The 18,072-nt window shown below is 69.5% G+C and carries 22 protein-coding genes, 1 other RNA gene and 1 riboswitch; of the genes, 10 read left to right on the top strand and 13 right to left on the bottom strand.

Going from position 1 to position 18,072, the window contains the following annotated elements:
• The first annotated feature begins 47 nt into the window (after positions 1-47).
• Positions 48-938: a prolipoprotein diacylglyceryl transferase gene (lgt, locus tag DIE06_RS21160; protein ID WP_124663020.1), complete on the top strand. Its 891-nt coding sequence runs from the start codon at positions 48-50 to the stop codon at positions 936-938.
• A gap of 160 nt (positions 939-1,098) precedes the next feature.
• On the opposite strand, the gene DIE06_RS21155 is transcribed toward lgt, so the two are convergent.
• The 5 genes from DIE06_RS21155 to DIE06_RS21135 form a co-directional block, all read right to left on the bottom strand.
• Positions 1,099-1,827: an SIMPL domain-containing protein gene (locus DIE06_RS21155; RefSeq protein WP_124663019.1), complete on the bottom strand. Its 729-nt coding sequence runs from the start codon at positions 1,825-1,827 to the stop codon at positions 1,099-1,101.
• A 204-nt stretch (positions 1,828-2,031) separates the two neighbouring features.
• Positions 2,032-2,493, bottom strand: a complete 462-nt coding sequence (locus DIE06_RS21150; RefSeq protein ID WP_124663018.1) for an EVE domain-containing protein — start codon at positions 2,491-2,493, stop codon at positions 2,032-2,034.
• A gap of 109 nt (positions 2,494-2,602) precedes the next feature.
• A non-coding RNA gene (gene ssrS / locus DIE06_RS21145) (6S RNA) lies at positions 2,603-2,784 on the bottom strand.
• Between the two features lie 80 nt (positions 2,785-2,864).
• Positions 2,865-3,179: a cell division protein ZapA gene (locus tag DIE06_RS21140; RefSeq protein WP_011885730.1), complete on the bottom strand. Its 315-nt coding sequence runs from the start codon at positions 3,177-3,179 to the stop codon at positions 2,865-2,867.
• Positions 3,176-3,526, bottom strand: a complete 351-nt coding sequence (locus DIE06_RS21135) for an ATPase (protein ID WP_124663017.1) — start codon at positions 3,524-3,526, stop codon at positions 3,176-3,178. Before DIE06_RS21135 ends, DIE06_RS21140 begins: the two co-directional genes overlap by 4 nt.
• Positions 3,527-3,669: 143 nt before the next feature.
• A riboswitch (cobalamin riboswitch) is annotated at positions 3,670-3,923 on the top strand.
• 429 nt (positions 3,924-4,352) lie between these two features.
• On the opposite strand from DIE06_RS21135, the gene DIE06_RS21130 reads away from it, so the two are divergent.
• Genes DIE06_RS21130 through cobC form a run of 5 tightly spaced genes read left to right on the top strand, consistent with a single transcriptional unit; the run spans position 4,353 to position 8,603 of the window.
• Positions 4,353-5,351: an iron ABC transporter permease gene (locus DIE06_RS21130; RefSeq protein WP_124663016.1), complete on the top strand. Its 999-nt coding sequence runs from the start codon at positions 4,353-4,355 to the stop codon at positions 5,349-5,351.
• A complete protein-coding gene (locus DIE06_RS21125) occupies positions 5,348-6,160 on the top strand; it encodes an ABC transporter ATP-binding protein (RefSeq protein ID WP_124663015.1) in 813 nt (270 codons plus the stop codon). Before DIE06_RS21130 ends, DIE06_RS21125 begins: the two co-directional genes overlap by 4 nt.
• A gap of 52 nt (positions 6,161-6,212) precedes the next feature.
• A complete protein-coding gene (gene cobT / locus DIE06_RS21120; protein ID WP_124663014.1) occupies positions 6,213-7,268 on the top strand; it encodes a nicotinate-nucleotide--dimethylbenzimidazole phosphoribosyltransferase in 1,056 nt (351 codons plus the stop codon).
• Complete coding sequence (locus DIE06_RS21115; RefSeq protein WP_124663013.1) at positions 7,258-8,034, top strand: adenosylcobinamide-GDP ribazoletransferase; 777 nt, start codon at positions 7,258-7,260, stop codon at positions 8,032-8,034. The genes cobT and DIE06_RS21115 overlap by 11 nt, the downstream gene beginning before the upstream one ends.
• Positions 8,019-8,603: an alpha-ribazole phosphatase gene (cobC, locus tag DIE06_RS21110; protein WP_124663012.1), complete on the top strand. Its 585-nt coding sequence runs from the start codon at positions 8,019-8,021 to the stop codon at positions 8,601-8,603. Before DIE06_RS21115 ends, cobC begins: the two co-directional genes overlap by 16 nt.
• Before the next feature lie 47 nt (positions 8,604-8,650).
• Here cobC and DIE06_RS21105 read toward each other — a convergent pair whose 3' ends face one another.
• Genes DIE06_RS21105 through cobU form a run of 4 tightly spaced genes read right to left on the bottom strand, consistent with a single transcriptional unit; the run spans position 8,651 to position 12,069 of the window.
• Entirely contained in the window at positions 8,651-9,562 is a 912-nt protein-coding gene (locus DIE06_RS21105) for a cobalamin-binding protein (RefSeq protein WP_124663011.1), read from the bottom strand.
• A complete protein-coding gene (cobD, locus tag DIE06_RS21100; RefSeq protein ID WP_124663010.1) occupies positions 9,559-10,578 on the bottom strand; it encodes a threonine-phosphate decarboxylase CobD in 1,020 nt (339 codons plus the stop codon). The genes DIE06_RS21105 and cobD overlap by 4 nt, the downstream gene beginning before the upstream one ends.
• Complete coding sequence (cbiB, locus tag DIE06_RS21095; RefSeq protein WP_124663009.1) at positions 10,571-11,515, bottom strand: adenosylcobinamide-phosphate synthase CbiB; 945 nt, start codon at positions 11,513-11,515, stop codon at positions 10,571-10,573. The genes cobD and cbiB overlap by 8 nt, the downstream gene beginning before the upstream one ends.
• Complete coding sequence (gene cobU, locus DIE06_RS21090) at positions 11,509-12,069, bottom strand: bifunctional adenosylcobinamide kinase/adenosylcobinamide-phosphate guanylyltransferase (protein ID WP_124663008.1); 561 nt, start codon at positions 12,067-12,069, stop codon at positions 11,509-11,511. The genes cbiB and cobU overlap by 7 nt, the downstream gene beginning before the upstream one ends.
• Before the next feature lie 75 nt (positions 12,070-12,144).
• Between cobU and DIE06_RS21085 the strand changes: the two genes are divergently transcribed.
• From DIE06_RS21085 to DIE06_RS21075, 4 genes are all read left to right on the top strand, one after another.
• A complete protein-coding gene (locus DIE06_RS21085; protein ID WP_124663007.1) occupies positions 12,145-13,647 on the top strand; it encodes a cobyric acid synthase in 1,503 nt (500 codons plus the stop codon).
• A gap of 81 nt (positions 13,648-13,728) precedes the next feature.
• Positions 13,729-13,869: a hypothetical protein gene (locus DIE06_RS38370; RefSeq protein ID WP_185733437.1), complete on the top strand. Its 141-nt coding sequence runs from the start codon at positions 13,729-13,731 to the stop codon at positions 13,867-13,869.
• Between the two features lie 163 nt (positions 13,870-14,032).
• Positions 14,033-14,446, top strand: coding sequence for a DoxX family protein (locus DIE06_RS21080; protein WP_124663006.1), 414 nt, complete (start codon positions 14,033-14,035; stop codon positions 14,444-14,446).
• A gap of 127 nt (positions 14,447-14,573) precedes the next feature.
• A complete protein-coding gene (locus tag DIE06_RS21075; protein WP_059527575.1) occupies positions 14,574-15,233 on the top strand; it encodes a ParA family protein in 660 nt (219 codons plus the stop codon).
• A 191-nt stretch (positions 15,234-15,424) separates the two neighbouring features.
• Here the strand turns inward: DIE06_RS21075 and panD are convergent, their stop codons facing one another.
• The 4 genes from panD to DIE06_RS21055 all read right to left on the bottom strand — a co-directional run bounded on the left by panD (position 15,425) and on the right by DIE06_RS21055 (position 18,016).
• A complete protein-coding gene (panD, locus tag DIE06_RS21070; RefSeq protein WP_006484038.1) occupies positions 15,425-15,811 on the bottom strand; it encodes an aspartate 1-decarboxylase in 387 nt (128 codons plus the stop codon).
• A gap of 41 nt (positions 15,812-15,852) precedes the next feature.
• Entirely contained in the window at positions 15,853-16,692 is an 840-nt protein-coding gene (gene panC, locus DIE06_RS21065; protein ID WP_124663005.1) for a pantoate--beta-alanine ligase, read from the bottom strand.
• Between the two features lie 258 nt (positions 16,693-16,950).
• Positions 16,951-17,823 (bottom strand): ScpA family protein, encoded by an 873-nt coding sequence (locus tag DIE06_RS21060; protein WP_124663004.1) that lies wholly within the window; start codon positions 17,821-17,823, stop codon positions 16,951-16,953.
• A 4-nt stretch (positions 17,824-17,827) separates the two neighbouring features.
• Positions 17,828-18,016, bottom strand: coding sequence for a DUF3460 family protein (locus DIE06_RS21055; protein WP_044849219.1), 189 nt, complete (start codon positions 18,014-18,016; stop codon positions 17,828-17,830).
• Between the last annotated feature and the right edge of the window lie 56 nt (positions 18,017-18,072).

Here is an 18,072-nt window from a genome sequence, read left to right as displayed (position 1 = left end):
CGCCGGTGCGAGCGCCGTACCGCATTCGAAAACTTCTTCGCTAACCCATGATCATTCACCCGAATTTCGACCCCGTTGCGATCCATCTCGGGCCGCTGGCCGTGCGCTGGTACGGCCTCATGTATCTCGTCGGCTTCATCGCGGCGATCGTCGTCGGCCGGATCCGCCTGAAGCTGCCGCACGTCGCGGCGCAGGGCTGGACCGCGAAGGACATCGACGACATGATGTTCTACGGCGTGCTCGGCACCGTGCTCGGCGGCCGGCTCGGCTACGTGCTGTTCTACAAGGCCGACTTCTACTTCTCGCATCCGCTCGACGTGTTCAAGGTGTGGGAAGGCGGGATGTCGTTCCACGGCGGCTTCCTCGGCGTGACCCTCGCGATGGCGCTGTTCGCGTGGCAGCGCAAGCGTCACTGGCTGCAGGTCACCGATTTCGTCGCGCCGATGGTGCCGACGGGGCTCGCGGCCGGGCGACTCGGCAACTTCATCAACGGCGAGCTGTGGGGCCGCGTGACCGATCCGGGTGCGCCGTGGGCGATGCTGTTCCCGGGCGCGATGCGCGACGACGCGGCGTGGCTGCCGAAGCATCCGGCGCTCGTCGAGAAATGGCATCTGGCCGACGTGTTCATGCAGTACCAGATGCTGCCGCGCCATCCTTCGCAGCTGTATGAAATCGCGCTCGAAGGCATTGCGCTGTTCTTCGTGCTGTTCTTCTTTTCGCGCAAGCCGCGGCCGATGGGCGCGATATCCGCACTGTTCCTGATCGGCTACGGGCTCGCACGCTTCACGGTCGAATTCGCGCGCGAACCGGACGACTTCCTCGGCCTGCTCGCGCTCGGCCTGTCGATGGGGCAGTGGCTGTCGCTGCCGATGATTCTCGCGGGCATCGCGCTGCTGGTGTGGGCGTATCGCCGCCGCACGGCGAATGCGGCTGCGTGATGTTGCTGCGTCATGCGGTTGCGTGATGCACGCGCCGTGTGACGCATGATGCGATGCGGGCGCGCACGATCGGCGTGCGCATCGATCGCTGGATCTCAAACGAGAAACGCCGGCCCGAGGGCCGGCGTTTTCGCATCTGCCGCGCGTTGCGCGATGCGCGTTACTTCATCTGCACCGAGCCGTTGACTGTGACCGACACGGTCGCCTTGCCGCCTTCGACCGAGATCGGCGCGCTCATCTTCGCGCTGTCCATCGGTGCGGCGGCCATCGCCATCATGCGCGGATACGGCTGCACGTTGCGGCTGCCGCCGACGTTCACGTCGCGGATCGAGTAGCTGCTGTAGCCGAAGGCCTTCGCGGCTTCATCCGCACGGGCACGGAACGACTTGATTGCATCGGTCGTGAGCTTCTGCTCGGCCTCGCGCTGCGCTTCGGGCGACAGCGAGAACTCGACGTTCGCGACCTGCATCTGGTTCGACAGCTGGCCCGCGAGCTTCGACGCCGCCGCGAAATCGCGCGATTCGAGCACGACTTCGGTACGGCCGCGCCATGCGGAGATCCTGCCGTCGCGATCGGTGCTCGGATACACGGAGAAGGCACCGGTGTGCGCGGTGACGCCCGACACGCCCTTCGCCTGCGCGAGCGCCGCGTCGGCGCGCTGGTTCAGCGCGGACGTCAGGCTGCCCGGATCCTTCGCCTGCTGTTCGTAGAACAGCGTGATATGGATGATGTCCTGCGGCACGTCGGCGCTGGCCTGCGACGACAGCGACAGCACGCCCGCCGGCTCCGGAAAATGCGGGTTTGCGACCTGCGCGTGCGCGGCCGGCGACGCGAGCGTCAGCGCGACGGGCACGGCGGCGGCGAGCGCGAGGGCGGATTTCTTGGTCATTGTTGGACTCCTTGTGCGAGGGCGCGCATGCGGATCACGCGTGCGCGACGCGGGCGTACCGCGCGACGAAAAAACGGCCGTCGGCCCGATCGGGCGACAGCGGTTGCTTAGGCTGCACGAACGCGCCGCGAGTTCCGTTGCGGTGGCGCGTGTTGACCGGATTTGACCTTTGGCGTGTGCTTGCCGTGCGCCTGCTGCGCGCGCCTACTTCATCAGCTTTTCGGTGATGAAGCGCCACTCGGCACGCGTGACGGGCGTGATCGACAACCGATTGCCGCGTGCGAGCACGCGCATGTCGGCGAGTTCGTCGTGTTCGCGCAGCGCGGCGAGCGGCACGAGTGCCGACTTCTTCACGAAGCGCACGTCGACGAGCAGCCAGCGCGGTGCTTCCTGCGTCGACTTCGGATCGTAATACGGGCTTTTCGGATCGAACTGGGTGGGGTCGGGGTAGGGCGTGGACGAGACTTCGGCGAGGCCCGCGATGCCCGGCTCGGGGCAGCTCGAGTGATAGAACAGCACGCCGTCGCCGATCTTCATCGTGTCGCGCATGAAATTGCGCGCCTGATAGTTGCGCACACCGGTCCAGGGCAGCGAGTGCTGCGGCGCGTGCGCGAGATCGTCGATGCTTGCTTCGTCCGGTTCGGACTTCATCAGCCAGTATTGCATGGATCGTGATCGACGCAGAAAGGGCATGAGGATCTGTTTGCATGCGCGTTCCGCATGCAAACAGACCCTGGAAAAGGAAACGGCATCGGGACTTCCCGATGCCGTTGAATAGGCCCCCGCCTTGGCCGCTAGGCCGGCATCCTGAACCTGGGGTTCAGAATTGGTCGCAGTTAGCAGCACTTCGGGTACATCAGACAGAGTGACGCGCGCGCCCGTGCTACAAATTTCCGCAACCGTGCACATGGCATTGGTTCAAGGAATATATGACCTTGGCGAACCAGGCAGGGAAGCTGACTGAACTGTGTTTCGTTGCGCCAATTTGACCACCGTTGATCGCCGAGATCAAGGGGAATCGACGCATCGATCAAACGTTACTGCGTCTCGTGCTGTGCGAGCACCGCGCCGAGCTGTTCGTTCATCTGGTGCATTGTACGACGGATTTCCTCCGCCGGAAATGCTTCACCGTGCCGCACGCTCGTTTGCAGCCGCAGCAATTCGGATGCGAGCGACAGCGCCGCCATTACCGCGATGCGATCGGTGCCGCGCACCGAGCTGTTCGCGCGGATCTTCGACATTTCGGCGTCGACGCGCGCGACGGCCTCGAGCAGCGCCGCTTCGGTTTCGGCCGAACAGGCGAGCCGATAGGGCTGACCGAGAATCGAGACTTCGATCTGCTTGGTGCTCATGCATGTTCTCCGTGGCTGGCCGCATCGTCGCTATCCGTGCGCGCCTGCGCATCCAGCAGGTCGAGCTGGTTGTCGGCTTGCTCCGCACTCTTCGTGCGCGGCAGCTTTTCGAGAATCGCGTTCAGTTTGACCTGGGCGTCGTCGATCTTTGCCGACAGCGTGTCGCGCTCGGCCGCGAGCGCATTGCGTTCGTCGCGCAGTTGCGCGAGTTCCGCACGGACCGTGTCCGCTTCCGCGCGCATTTGCGCGACCTGCTCCTCGAGCGCGAGCCGTTCCGAGTGATAGCGCTTGTTCAGCGAGATCAGACGGCCAATATTTTGAGATAAAGTTTCGAGTTCGTTGAGCATTTGCTGCGTCCTCTAAAGACCCAGCATTTTAGCGCGGAATAACGCGCATTCCGACATCTGTAACGTTTCCAGTCGTAACACCCCGGCTTCTTGCCGTGAATACGCGGGTCCAGTCGCTTTCTTGACGCTCGCGTGGCCCGCTCCTAAACTGGCGCCGCCTCGGTGCTCGCGCGTGTGTCGCGCGGTTAAACGGGAAGCAGGGCGCGCGCTCCGCCCGGAGATCGCCAACCTGCGCTGCCCCCGCAACGGTAAGCGGCCGCGTCGCATGACGCAGGCCGGCTCGGGCGCGTTTCGCGTACAGGTCGCACGCGGGCGCGGGCCACTGCGCACGACATGCGCGGGAAGGCGAGCCGGTACGCCGCCAGCCCGGATACCGGCCGAGGCGAGGAGCCTGTACGGCTTCATGACGCGTGGCCTGCGGGGAAGCGGGGCGCGCAGTGCTTCACGGGACTTGTTCGATGCTGACCCCAATCGTCCGCGCGGTGTTCGGCACACGCCGTGGCGTACCGCTTGCCGTCCTCGCGCAGACTGCGGCGGACGCCGATTCGTCCGGATCGGCGCCCACGCTCGCCGTCACGATGCCGATCGACCCGATGCGGCGCCTTCCACTATATTGCGCAGAACGCCGGCCGCACGGAGGGTGTGGCGCGATGGATCGCGGCCGCCACATGCCGGTATGGCCGGCGTACGGCGCAACGACACGTTCGACAAGGATAACGAGCTTGCATATGCCCATAACACGCCGGAGCGCGACACCTGTGCCGCGCTCGGCCGGCAACGACGGTCAGCGGAAGCGTCGCGCGTCATGCGCGATGCCGTGCGTCGCATGAGCGCCGCGCGTGCCATCGCGATCTGGACCGTGCTCGCGGCCGTGGTCGCGTTGCTGTTCGTCGCGTCGCTGTCGATCGGCAGCGTGCCGATGTCGCCGTGGCAGGCGCTCGCGTCGCTCGTGCCGCACGGCGGCGACGCGCTGTTCGCCGACATCGTGCGCACGCTGCGGCTGCCGCGTGCACTCGCGGGCTTCGCGTGCGGCGCGCTGCTCGCGCTGGCCGGTGCGCTGCTGCAGGTGCTGTTGCGCAATCCGCTCGCGGAGCCGTACGTGCTCGGCGTGTCCGGCGGCGCGGCCGGCATCGCGCTCGTCGCGATGATCGCGGGCGCCGCATGGTGGCTCGTCGATGCGGCCGCGTTCGCCGGCGCGCTCGTGTCGGTCGCGCTCGTGCTCGGGCTGGCTCGCCGCGAGCTGTGGCGCGGCGACTCACGCGATGCATCGCCGCGGCTGCTGCTCACGGGCGTCGTGATCGCGGCCGGGTGGGGCGCGCTCGTCACGCTGCTGCTGTCGCTCGCGCCCGATGCACGGCTGCGCGGCATCATCTTCTGGCTGACGGGCGACCTGAACGGCGTGACGGCGCCGTGGTTCGCATGGGGCGCGCTGCTGCTGGCCGCATGCGTCGCGCTGCCGGCCGCGCCGCAGCTCAACGTGCTGCTGCGTGGCGACGCGACCGCGCTCGCGCTCGGCGTGCCGGTCGCGCGGCTGCGCATGCGGATCTATCTCGTCGCGTCGCTGGCCGCCGCGGCCGCGGTGACGACGGCCGGCACGATCGGTTTCGTCGGCCTCGTCGTGCCGCACGCGCTGCGGCTCGCATTCGGCAACGACCAGCGCATGCTGCTGCCCGCCGCGATGCTCGCGGGCGGCGGCGGCGTGATGGCGGCCGACCTGCTCGCGCGCACCGCGATCGCGCCTGCGCAATTGCCGGTCGGCGTGATGACCGCGTTGATCGGCGTGCCGGTGTTCCTGTGGATGTTGCTGAGGAGACCGATGCGATGACGCATGCCGCTCTGCACTCCGCCGGCGACATGACCTGCGCGGTGGTCGACCTTACGCTGAAGGCTGGCGAACGGACGCTGCTCGATCGCTTCACGCAGGTGTTCCGGCCCGGCGAGATCTGGTGCGTCGCGGGACCGAACGGCGCAGGCAAGACGACGCTGCTCGCGACGCTCGCGGGCCTGCAGCGGCCGGCCGGCGGCGAGGTCGAGATCGACGGCCGGCCGCTCGCCGCGTGGCCGCCCGAACGGCTCGCACGGCGCCGCGCACTGATGCCGCAACAATTGCACGACGCGTTCAGTGCGACGGTATTCGACACGGTGCTGCTCAACCGCTTTCCGTATCTCGGCGGCTGGGGCTGGGAGCGCGATGGAGACCGCGCGGCCGCGCGTGACGCGCTCGCGACGTTCGGGCTGAGCGCGCTCGCGTCGCGCGACGTGCTGTCGCTGTCGGGCGGCGAGCGGCAGCGCGTCGCGCTGGCCGCGACGCTGTGTCAGGACGCGCCGCTGATGCTGCTCGACGAACCGCTCGCCCATCTCGACCTGCACCACCAGATCGATGGCCTGACCGCGCTGAGCGCGTGGCTCGACGCGGGCCCGCGCACGGTGCTGTTCTCGTGTCACGACCTGAACCTCGCGCGGCGTTTCGCGACGCACGCGCTGTTGCTCGACGGCTGCGGCCGTGCGTGGGCGGGCCCCGTGCACGATGTGCTGACGCCGGTGCGCGCAAGCGACGCGTTCGGCTATCCGCTCGTGCTGATCCGCGAGAACGGTCGTGACGCGCTGCTGCCCGCGTGGCCCGAGCGACGATGAACTTCCTTCTTTCGATGCGCGGCACCGGCCGCGCCAACGAGGCAACCTTCCGATGACGAACCCGACCGACTTCCCGCCCGCGATCGCGCCGCTCGACGACGCATTGCGCACGCGCCTGCAGCATGTGATCGATCACAAGACCAAGCCGCCCGGCAGTCTCGGCCAGCTCGAGACGATCGCGCTGCAGATCGGCCTGATCCAGCGCACCGAGCGGCCGCACGTGCAGCGTCCCGTGACGATCGTGTTTGCCGGCGACCACGGGATCGCGGCCGAGGGCGTGAGCCCGTATCCGCAGGCGGTCACCGCGCAGATGGTCGCGAACTTCCTGGCCGGCGGCGCGGCGATCAATGCGTTCTCGGGTGTCGCGCAGAGTGTGCTCGAGATCGTCGATGCGGGCGTCGCGACGCCGCTGCCGGTGTCCGACCGACTCGTGTCGCTGCCGGTCGCGCGCGGCACGCGCAACTTCGCGGTCGAAGCCGCGATGACGAGCGACGAAGTGATGACGGCGCTCGCCGCTGGTGCCGCGCGCGTGCGTCTGCACGCATCGCTCGGCACGAATGTGATCGGCTTCGGCGAAATGGGGATCGCGAACACGTCGTCGGCCGCGTGCCTGATGAGCCGTCTGCTCGACGTGCCGATCGACGCGTGCGTCGGGCGCGGCACGGGCCTCGACGACCAGGGGCTCGCGCACAAGCGCGCGGTGCTCGGCCGTGCGCTCGTCCGGCATTCGCATGCGATCGCGCCGCTCGACGTGCTCGCGACGTTCGGCGGCTTCGAGATCGCGATGATGACCGGCGCGTATCTCGCGGCCGCGAGCGAGCGGATGACGATCCTCGTCGACGGCTTCATCGCGACGGCCGCACTGCTCGTCGCCGAGCGCATCGCGCCCGGCGTGCGCGACTACTGCGTGTTCTCGCATACGTCGCACGAGGCCGGGCACCGGCGCATGCTCGAGCATTTCGGCGCGAAGCCGCTGCTCGCGCTCGACCTGCGGCTCGGCGAAGGCACGGGCGCCGCGCTCGCGCTGCCGCTGGTGCGCGCGGCGGCCGCGTTCCTCACCGAGATGGCGAGCTTCGAATCCGCGGGCGTCGACAATCGTGACGCCTGAGCGCGCGCGCGGCGTAGTGGCCGAACTGCGCTACTTCTTCGTCGCGCTCGGCTATTTCACGCGCGTGCCGGTACCGCGTGCGATCGGCTACGCGGCCGGCGATCTCGACCAGGCCGCGCGTTACTTCCCGCTGGTCGGCGCATGCGTCGGCGCGTGGGGCGCGCTCGTCTATCTCGCGGCGCTGCGCGTGCTGCCCGCGTCGATCGCGGTCGGGCTGTCGATGGCCGCGACGCTGCTCGCGACCGGCGCGTTCCACGAGGACGGTCTCGCCGACAGCTGCGACGCGTTCGGCGGCGGCTATGCGCGCGACGATGTGCTGCGCATCATGCGCGATTCGCGAATCGGCACGTTCGGCGCGGTCGCACTGGTGATCGCGCTGGGGCTGAAATGGCAGGCGCTCGCGGCCATGCCGCCGCTGCGCGCCGCGTGGACGATGATCGCCGCGCATGCGGCGAGCCGCGCGGGGGCCGTGAGCCTGCTGATGTCGCTTGACTACGTCCGGCCGGAAGGCAAGGCGAAACCGGTCGCGCAGCGCATGGGCGCACGCACGGCCGGGGTCGCGGCCGTATTCGGGCTGCCGTGGCTGTTCTGGCCGGACTGGCGCGCGGGCGTCGCGGTCTGCGTCGCGCTCGTGCTCGTGCGCGCATGGGCGGCCCGCTATTTCGTGAGGCGGATCGGCGGTTATACGGGCGACTGTCTCGGCTTCGCGCAGCAGTTGAGCGAGCTGGCGATCTATCTCGTGGTGCTCGGATGGACCTCGTCCTGATTCGCCATCCGGCCGTCGATGTCGAGCCGGGCATTTGCTACGGACGCAGCGACGTGCCGCTCGCCGCATCGGCCGACGCGGGCGCGCAGGCCGCGCGCGAGCGTCTGGCGGTGCTCGGGGCGCCGCTGCCCGAGCAGGTCTGGACGAGCCCACTGACGCGTTGCGCGTCGGTCGCCGAACGGCTCGCGCAGGCGTTCGACGTGCCGCTGCGCGGCGACGCGGGCTGGCAGGAAATGGACTTCGGCGCGTGGGAACTGCAGCGCTGGGACGATATCGATCGCGCCGCGCTCGATGCGTGGGCGGCCGACCTGATGCATGCGTGCGCGCATGGCGGCGAAAGCGTCGCACGGTTCGCCGCGCGTGTCGCGCGCATCGCGGATGCGGTCGCGCGAATCGACGCACCGCAATGGGCGCTCACGCACGCGGGCGTGATTCGCGCATTCGCTTCGCATGCGTTGCGCGTGCCGCTCGATACGCTGCTGTCACGACCGGTGCCGACGGGCGGCGTCGTCTGGTTGCGCACGGAGGATGCCGCCCGCACGTGGGAAGTCGTCCACTGGGACGGGTAGGCGAGCGCGCACGCGTCTGACGTGCGGAAGGGCGTCGCAGCCCGACATCAGCGCGCCGGCCGCCGCGCCCGCGCGGCGTCGAGATCCTCGCACAGCGCGGCCGCGCCTTGCGCGATCCGCGGCGACGGCCGCGTCAGCAGATCGCCGTCGATCGCGAACAGGTTGTCATGCGCCACGGCCGTCAGCGCGGGCCACGCACGCCAGCGTGCGAGGCTCGGCAGTGGCGCGTCCGAACGCGTCGCGCCGGCACGCGTCGTCACGATCGCTTCCGGATTCGCCGCGAGCACGGCCTCGTCGGTGACGGTCGGCGCGAGCGGCTTGAGCGCCGCGAATACGTTGCGACCGCCGCACAGCGTGATGACGTCGTTGAACAGATGCGCGCCGTTGAGCGTCGTCAGCGGCCGGTCCCATACCTGGAAGAACATCGTGACGGGCGGGCGCGCCGCGTAACGCGCGCGCAGCGCCGCGATATCACGCGAGAACGATGCCGCGGCCGTGTCGGCGACCGGCTCCGTGCCGAGCAGCATGCCGAGCCGGCGCAGCGACGTCGCGACGTCGTCGAGATGCTTTGGTTCACTGAAGAACAGCGGAATGCGCAGCGCGCGCAGCGCGTCGGTTTGCCGCTCGGCGTTGCCGTGACGCCAGACGACGATCAGGTCGGGCTTCAGCGCGGCGATCCGCTCGAGGTCGAGCGCCTTGTTGTCGCCGACGCGCGGCACGGCCTGCGCGGCGGGCGGATAGTCGCTGTACGTGACCGTGCCGACCAGCTTCGCGCCGCCGCCGGCCGCGTAGACCAGCTCGGTCGCATGCGGCGCGAGGCTGATCACGCGTTGCGCCGGTGCGGGCAGCGTGACGATATTGCCGGCATCGTCGCGGGTCGTGACGTCGGCGTGAGCGAAGGGCGCGAGCGCGGCCAGCATCGCGAGCGCCGGCAGCCGGCGCAACAGGCGGGCGTTCATGCGGATGCCCGTTGCAGCGTCGGGACGCATTGCGCGAGCGCATCGGTGACGCGCCGCCATTCGGCTTCGTTGCCCGGCAGGCCGACGCGCACGCTCGCCGGTCGCGCGAAGTACCGCGTCCAGATCCCGTGCGCGGCGAGCACCGCGTGCAGCGCGGCGGCGCGCGGGTCGTCGGTCCAGCTGAACAGCGGTGTCGCGTGCACCGCGAAGCCGTGCGTGCGCAAGAGCGCGGCGAGGCGTTCGCCGTCGGCCGCGAGCCGCGCGCGCGCGGCGGCCTGCCATGCGTGGTCGGCGAACGCGGCGGCGACCGCATGACGCGCGGGGCCGCTGACGGTCCACGCGCCGAGCATGTCGCGCAGCGCGGCGATCCGCTCGGGATGCGCGAGCGCGAAGCCCGCGCGAATGCCGGCGAGTCCGAAGAACTTGCCGACCGAGCGCAGCACGACGAGATCCGGGCGATCGGTGTACTGCGCGAGCGATGGCGTGGCGCCGGTATCCGCGAAGGCCTCGTCGACGATCAACGTGCCGCCGCGTGCCGACAGCTGCGCATGCCAGCCGAGCAGCCGTTCGGTCGGAACGAATTCGGCAGTCGGGTTGTTCGGATTCCCGACGATGACGTGACGAAGCGTTGCAGGCAACACGTCCGCGTCGATGTCGAGCAGGACGACGCGATGCCCGTGACGCGCGAAGGCCGGCGCGTATTCGCCATACGCGAGCGCCGCGACACCGGCGTCGCCGATGGGCAGCAGCGCGGGCAACGCGCGGATCGCGGCCTGGCTGCCGGCAACCGGCAGCACGTGTGCGGCACCGGGCGCGTCGTAGTAGTCGGCCGCGCACGCGGCGAGCGCGTCGCCGTCGTCGGGCAGCCGGCGCCATGCGTCGGCCGGGACCGGCGGCACCGGATAGCCGACCGGATTGATGCCGGTCGACAGGTCGAGCCAGGCGTCGTACGGAATGCCGTGGCGGCGCGCGGCTTCGTGCAGGTTGCCGCCGTGCGGGATGCGTGCGTCAGACATGATGGGTAGCGAGGATGAGTGCGCCGCTCGCGACGAGCAGCGCGAGCCACAGCGCGAGCGCGCGCGTGACGAGCGACAGCGCGGCGACGACGTGCACGGCCGTCGCGGGCGCGCCGGTGCCGAGCGCGGGACGGTCTTCGATTTCGCCGTGATAGACGGCCGGGCCGCCGAGCTGCACGTTCAGGCTGCCGGCGCCCGCGGCCATCACGGGGCCCGCGTTCGGGCTGTCCCAGTGGCGCGCCTGCGTGCGCCAGCAGCGCCACGCGGCGGCCGTGTCGCCGAGCAGTGCATAGCTCGCGGCGGTGAGGCGCGCGGGAATCCAGTTGAGCGCATCGTCGAGGCGCGCGGCGGCCCAGCCGAAGGTCAGGAAGCGCGGCGTGCGGTAGCCCCACATCGCGTCGAGCGTGTTCGCGAGCCGGAACAGCAGCGCGCCGGGGCCGCCCGCGACGACGAACCAGAAGAGCGCGCCGAAGATCGCGTCGTTGCCGTTCTCGAGCGCCGATTCGACGGCCGCGCGCGACAGCGCGCCTTCGTCGGCTTCGCTCGTGTCGCGCGACACGATCCGCGCGGTCAGCGCACGTGCGGCGTCGAGGTCGTGCCGCAACAATGCGGCGGCGATTGGCGCGACGTGGTCGGCGAGGCTCTTCGCGCCGAGCGCGAACCACAGCAGCGCGACGTGCAGCGCGGCCGCGACCGGCCAGGGCAGCACGGCCGCGAGCCACGCGGCGACGGCCACCGGCGGCAGTACCGCCGCGAGCCACGCGACGACGCCGGCCACGCGGCCGTGCCGGCCCGTGTTCAGCGCGCCTTCGATGCGCGCGGCGAGCCGGCCGAACGCGACGAGCGGATGCCAGCCGGCCGGTTCGCCGACGATGCGATCGACGATCGCGGCCGCGACCGCGAGCATCGCGACGACCGGCAGCGACAGCATCAGCATGACGGCGCTCCGGCCTTGAGCTCGAGCGGCAGCCCGGCGACCAGCAGCGTCACGCGCGTCGCGAGCGCGGCGATGCGCTGGTTCAGGCGCCCGAGTTCGTCGACGTAGCGGCGCGTGACCGACCCGAGCGGCACGACGCCGAGCCCGATTTCGTTGCTGACGACGATCACCTTCGCGCGCGCGCCGCGCAATGCCTGCTCGAGCCGCTCGACCTGCGCCGCGTACTGCGCATCGTCGAGCGGTTCGCCGTCGAGCGGGCACAGCAGGTTCGTGAGCCACAGCGTCAGGCAGTCGACGAGCAGGCACGCGTGCGGATCGTCGAGCCGCGCGAGCGTGCCGGGGAGGTCGACGGGCGCGCCGGCGAAGCCCCAGTCGGCCGGCCGGCGCGCGCGGTGATGCGCGATGCGCTGTGCGAATTCGGCATCGGCGGCCGTCGCGGCCGCGGTCGCGATATAGGTGACGGGGCGGCCGCTATCGGCGGCGAGCCGCTCGGCGTGCGCGCTCTTGCCCGAGCGCGCGCCGCCGAGGACGAAGGTGAGGTCGTGCGGAATCATCGCGTGATTGTAACGGCGCGGGCGACCGCACGCGGGCGATAATGCGGCCTTTGCCTCGCCACGACTTTGCATACGATGAACGCACCCGAACCGCAGCCGCGCGGCACCTTGATGATCCAGGGCACGACGTCCGACGCGGGCAAGAGCACGCTCGTCGCGGGCCTGTGCCGCCTCGCGCGTCGCGCGGGCGCGCGCGTCGCGCCGTTCAAGCCGCAGAACATGGCGCTGAACAGCGCGGTGACGGCGGACGGCGGCGAGATCGGCCGCGCGCAGGCGCTGCAGGCGCTCGCCGCGGGTGTCGCGCCGCATACCGATTTCAATCCGGTGCTGCTGAAGCCGACGAGCGATCGCGGCGCGCAGGTGATCATTCACGGCAAGGCGCGCGTGAACCTCGATGCGCGTGCGTACCACGACTACAAGCCGGTCGCGTTCGACGCGGTGCTCGAGTCGTACGCGCGGCTGCGTGCCGGCTACGACACGGTGCTCGTCGAAGGCGCGGGCAGTCCGGCCGAGATCAACCTGCGCGAAGGCGACATCGCGAACATGGGCTTCGCCGAACGCGTCGACTGTCCGGTCGTGCTGGTGGCCGACATCGACCGCGGCGGCGTGTTCGCGCATCTCGTCGGCACGCTCGCGTGCCTGTCGGACAGCGAGCGCGCGCGCGTGCGCGGCTTCGTCATCAACCGCTTTCGCGGCGACATCAGGCTGCTCGAACCGGGCCTCGACTGGCTGCGCGCGCAGACGGGCAAGCCGGTGTTCGGCGTGCTGCCGTACCTGCACGGGCTGATGCTCGACGCCGAGGACATGCTGCCGTCGCAGGCGCGCAGCGCCGCCGCGCGCGGCGACGCCGGCGTGCTGCGCGTGGTGGTGCCCGCGCTGCCGCGGATCAGCAACCATACCGATTTCGACCCGCTGCGCGCGCATCCGCAGGTCGAGTTCACGTACTGGAAGAGCGGCCCGGTGCCGGACGCCGACCTGCTGATCCTGCCCGGCTCGAAGAGCGTGCAGCGCGATCTCGCGTGGCTGCGGGACGCGGGCTGGGACGCGGTGATCCGCCGGCACCTGCGCTACGGCGGCAAGGTGATCGGCATCTGCGGCGGGATGCAGATGCTCGGCCGCACGCTGGACGATCCGCTCGGCCTCGAAGGCGCGCCCGGCAGCGTGCCGGGGCTCGGGCTGCTCGATTTCGACACGACGCTGCAACCGGACAAGACGCTGAAGAACGTGACCGGCCATCTCGCGCTGCCCGGCGCGGCCGCGGTGCACGGCTACGAGATCCACATGGGCGACACGCGCGGGCCCGCGCTTGCGGCGCCCGCACTGGAACTGGCGGCGGGCGACGCACCGGGCGGCGTGCGTACGGACGGCGCACTGTCGGCCGATGGGCAAATTCTCGCGACCTACGTGCACGGGCTGTTCGACGCGCCCGACGCGTGCGCGGCACTGCTCGCGTGGGCCGGCCTCGACGGCGCGGAGCGCATCGACTATCCGGCGCTGCGCGAGGCGTCGCTGGAGCGGCTGGCCGATTCGTTCGCCGAGCACCTCGACCTGCGCGCGCTGTACGCCGAGTTCCGCTGACGCACGGCGTGCCGGCCTGGCATTTTGCTGAGGATCGCGTACAACTCAGATGGGCGGAGGTCCGCCCGAAGGAGCGCGACGATGAAGGCTCGATGGTGGTTGAGCGTGCTGCTCGCGGCGCTGCTGGGCGCGTCGGCGGTTGCGCACGCGTGCGATTCGTACGCACCGGGCGGCGGCCCGGCCGGCTCGGGCGACGCCGCCCAAGGCAAGAGCGGCGGCTGAGGTTCGCCGCGGGTACGGGTATCGGGGCATGATCGGTCATGCCCTTTTTTACGGCTCAATTCGTTCCTGGCGGGAATCAATTAAAGCCTGATAGCGCATTTATTGGTCGAATCGATTCGAATAGAGTGCGATCCATCCTCATTCACTCACGAAGGAATTCGCCATGAACCCCAATCGCCTGAACGATCTCGGCGCGACGTTGCTGCGCGTCGCACTCGGCGTGCTGTACCTCGCGCACGTCGCGCAGAAGGTGTTCGTCTTCACGCTGCCCGGCACCGCGCAGTTCTTCGCGTCGATCGGCCTGCCGGGCTGGCTCGCGTATGCGACGACCATCGTCGAGCTGGCCGGCGGCCTCGCGCTGCTCGCGGGCTTCCGCGTGCGGATCGCCGCGCTCGTGCTGCTGCCGTTCATGCTCGGCGCGGTGTCCGCGCATTTGCCGAACGGCTGGAGCTTCGCGTCGCCGCACGGCGGCTGGGAATACCCGGCGTTCTGGGCCGTCACGCTGGCCGTGCAGGCGCTGCTGGGCGGCGGCGCGTTCGCGCTCGGCGCACCGCGCGCCGCGACGCGAACCGCATAAACGGGGCGGCCATCGGCGCAACCCGTTCCGGTGACACCCCGTTTGCCGATATCATCGCTCCCTGTATCCGCAATCGAGCGGCGCCTGCCAGGGCGGCAGGCGCCGCACGGCTTTTTCGGGGGAATTCATGACGGTCATCGTGGTGGCGAATCCGAAGGGCGGCGTGGGGAAAAGCACGCTGTCCACCAATCTTGCCGGCTATTTCGCGGCGCAGGGCGCATGGGTCGCGCTCGCCGATCTGGACCGGCAGCAGTCCGCGCATGCGTGGCTCGACCTGCGGCCGGCCGGCCTGCCGGCGATCGAGGCGTGGGATCTCGATCCGGACGCGCCGTCGAAGCCGCCGCGCGGCCTCGAATATGCGGTGATCGACACGCCGGCCGGCCTGCACGGCAACCGGCTGAACGTCGCGCTGCAGCTCGCCGACAAGGTGATCGTGCCGCTGCAGCCGTCGATGTTCGATATTCTCGCGACCCAGCAGTTTCTGGAGCGCCTCGCTGGCGAGAAGGCCGTGCGCAAGGGCAGCGTCGAGGTCGGGATCGTCGGGATGCGGGTCGACGCGCGCACGCGCTCGTCCGACCAGTTGCACCGTTTCGTCGAAGGGCTCGGGCTGCCGGTGCTCGGCTACGTGCGCGACACGCAGAACTACGTGCAGATCGCCGCGCACGGCCTGACGCTGTGGGACGTCGCGAAGAGCCGTGTCGAGAAGGATCTCGAGCAGTGGCGGCCGATCGTCGAATGGGCCGAACGCCGTGCGCCGAAAGCGGAGAAGGTCGCGAAGGCGTCTTGACCGCCGGTGGCCGGACACCGGCGAGGCCGGGCACGGTCCGGCAAGGCAGGGTGAATGAAGAAGGGCCTGATCCGGTATCGTGCCGGATCAGGCCCTTCGTACGTGTGCGGCTGCGCGGCGTCGGTCGACACTGCGCACGAGGCGCCGCCGCAGCGATCCGGCGTGCTGCGACACGCCGGTCGCCGCGTGGATCAGGTCCAGTTCTGCGTCGGCACGTGATCGCGGTGGCCCTTGATCTTGTTGCCTTCGTCGATGAACACGAGCTTCGGCTTCCAGCCGGCCTGCAGTTCGGCTTCGTCGACCATCGCGAACGCCGCGATGATCACGAGGTCGCCGAGTTGCGCGCGGCGCGCGGCCGAGCCGTTCAGCGAAATCATCCCGCTGCCGCGCTCGCCCTTGATCGCGTACGTCGAGAAGCGCTCGCCGTTGTTGATGTTCCAGATGTCGATCCGTTCGTTTTCGATGAGGCCCGCCGCTTCGAGCAGGTCTTCGTCGATCGCGCACGAGCCTTCGTAGTGCAGCTCGCAGTGCGTGACGGCCGCGCGGTGGATCTTCGATTTGAGCATGTGGCGCTGCATGGTATCTCCGTGATGCGTGAGAGGCGAGGGCGGGCGGCCCGTCAGATTTCCAGGTTGTCGATCAGGCGCGTGGCACCGAGCTTCGCGGCCGCGAGCACGACGAGCGGCTCGCCGGCCTCGAGTTCGGCGGCGCTCGGCGCGATCAGGTTTGCGCGGCGGCGGATCGCAATATAGTCGGGCGCCCAGCCGCGCTCGGCCAGATGCGCGCGCGCGCGCTGCTCGAGCTTGCCAAGGTCGCGTTCGCCGCCGAGCACGCTGTCGCGCACGCGCTGCAGCGTTTTCGCGAGTTCGGGCGCTTCCTTGCGCTCGTCGGTCGTCAGGTAGCGGTTGCGCGACGACAGCGCGAGGCCGTCCTCGTCACGCACGGTCTCGGCCGCGATGATCTCGACCGGCAGCGCGAGCTGCTGGCACATGCGGCGCACGATCATCAGCTGCTGGTAATCCTTCTTGCCGAACACCGCGACGCGCGGCTGCACGCAGGACATCAGCTTCGTGACGACCGTGCATACGCCGGCGAAGAAGCCGGGGCGGAATTCGCCCTCGAGGATCCCGCCGAGGTCGTCGGGCGGCAGCACGCGATACTCCTGCGGCTCCGGGTACATGTCGCGCTCGGTCGGCGCGAACAGCACGTAGACGTTTTCCTTCTGCAGCTTCTCGATATCGTCCTGCAGCGTGCGCGGATATTTGTCGAAATCCTCGTTCGGGCCGAACTGCAGCCGGTTGACGAAGATGCTCGCCACGACCGGGTCGCCGTGCTGGCGCGCGAGGCGCATCAGCGACAGGTGACCTTCGTGCAGGTTGCCCATCGTCGGCACGAACGCCGTGCGGTTCTGTCCGCGCAACTGGTCGCGCAGTTCCTGGATCGAGCTGATGACTTTCATGATCGGGTAGCGGGTTCCTCGCGCATGCGCGCGTTGGCGCCGCAGCAGCGGCGTCGGGGTCGAAGCGGAGAACGCCGGCGCGCGGGCGGCGCATCGGGCGTCGGCGGATTGTAGAGGATTTGGCCGCCGGACGCATCGAAAAAAGAACGATCGTTCAATTTTTAATCGGGCGCGCCGCCGGCAGCCCGCGCGGGCGGGCGGCGGCGCAATGCGGTGTGTTCCGGTGTGAGGCGGTGACGCAGGCGCGGCGGGGGCGCGTTACGCGGGCAGGTAGGCGAGGCGCACGTAGATCGGCGCGAACGGCTCGGCCTGCGTGATCTCGACGAGCGATTCGCGCGCGAGTTCGAGCATCGCGATGAAGTTCACGACGACGACCGGCACGCCGCGCGACGTGTCGAACAGGTCGGCGAACTCCATGAAGCGTGCGTTCTGCAGCCGGCGCAGGATCAGGCTCATGTGTTCGCGCACCGACAACTCCTCGCGGGAGATCTTGTGGTGCTGGACGAGCTTCGCGCGCTTGAGCACGTCGGCCCACGCGGCGCGCAGGTCGTCCGAATCGACGTCCGGAAAGCGCGGCGTGATGCTCTGCTCGATATAGACCTCGGCGCGCAGGAAGTCGCGGCCGAGCTGCGGCAACTGGTCGAGGCGCTGCGCGGCGAGCTTCATCTGCTCGTATTCGAGCAGGCGGCGCACGAGTTCCGCGCGCGGATCCTCGGCTTCCTCGCCGGTGTCGGCCTTCTTGACCGGCAGCAGCATCCGCGACTTGATCTCGATCAGCATCGCGGCCATCAGCAGGTATTCGGCCGCCAGCTCGAGGTTCGACGAGCGGATCTGGTCGACGTAACCCAGATATTGCGCGGTGACCTGCGCCATCGGGATGTCGAGCACGTTGAAGTTCTGCTTGCGGATCAGATACAGCAGCAGGTCGAGCGGGCCCTCGAACGTCTCGAGGAACACCTCGAGCGCATCGGGCGGGATGTAGAGGTCCTGCGGCAGCTTGAAGAGCGGCTCGCCGTACAGGCGAGCGAACGCCGCGACACCGTCGACCGTGTCGGGCGTCGAATCGGCGCCCGCGGGCGCGGCGATCGCGTCGTCCTGCCGGGCGGCGCTGGCCTCGTCGGCGGCGCTCACGTCGTCAGAAGTTCTGGTAGTAGACGTAGGACGTTTGCTTCACGCGCGATTCCTGCTGCTCGGCGCGCTCGTCGAGGTCGATCGGCTGCTTGTCCCACAGCAGGGAGCGGCCCTTGCGCTGCTCTTCTTCGAGCGTCGGCTTCTGTTGCTTGAGCTGGTTCAGGAATTGCGTGACGTCGGACTGGTACGGCATGGCTTGGCTTTCCGTTTCGGGCGGCGCACGATGCGCCGGATTCGCGATGGCGGGAT

Source organism: Burkholderia sp. Bp8998 (assembly GCF_003854235.1).
Lineage (GTDB): Bacteria > Pseudomonadota > Gammaproteobacteria > Burkholderiales > Burkholderiaceae > Burkholderia.
This window is presented reverse-complemented; position numbering and strand designations above follow the sequence as displayed.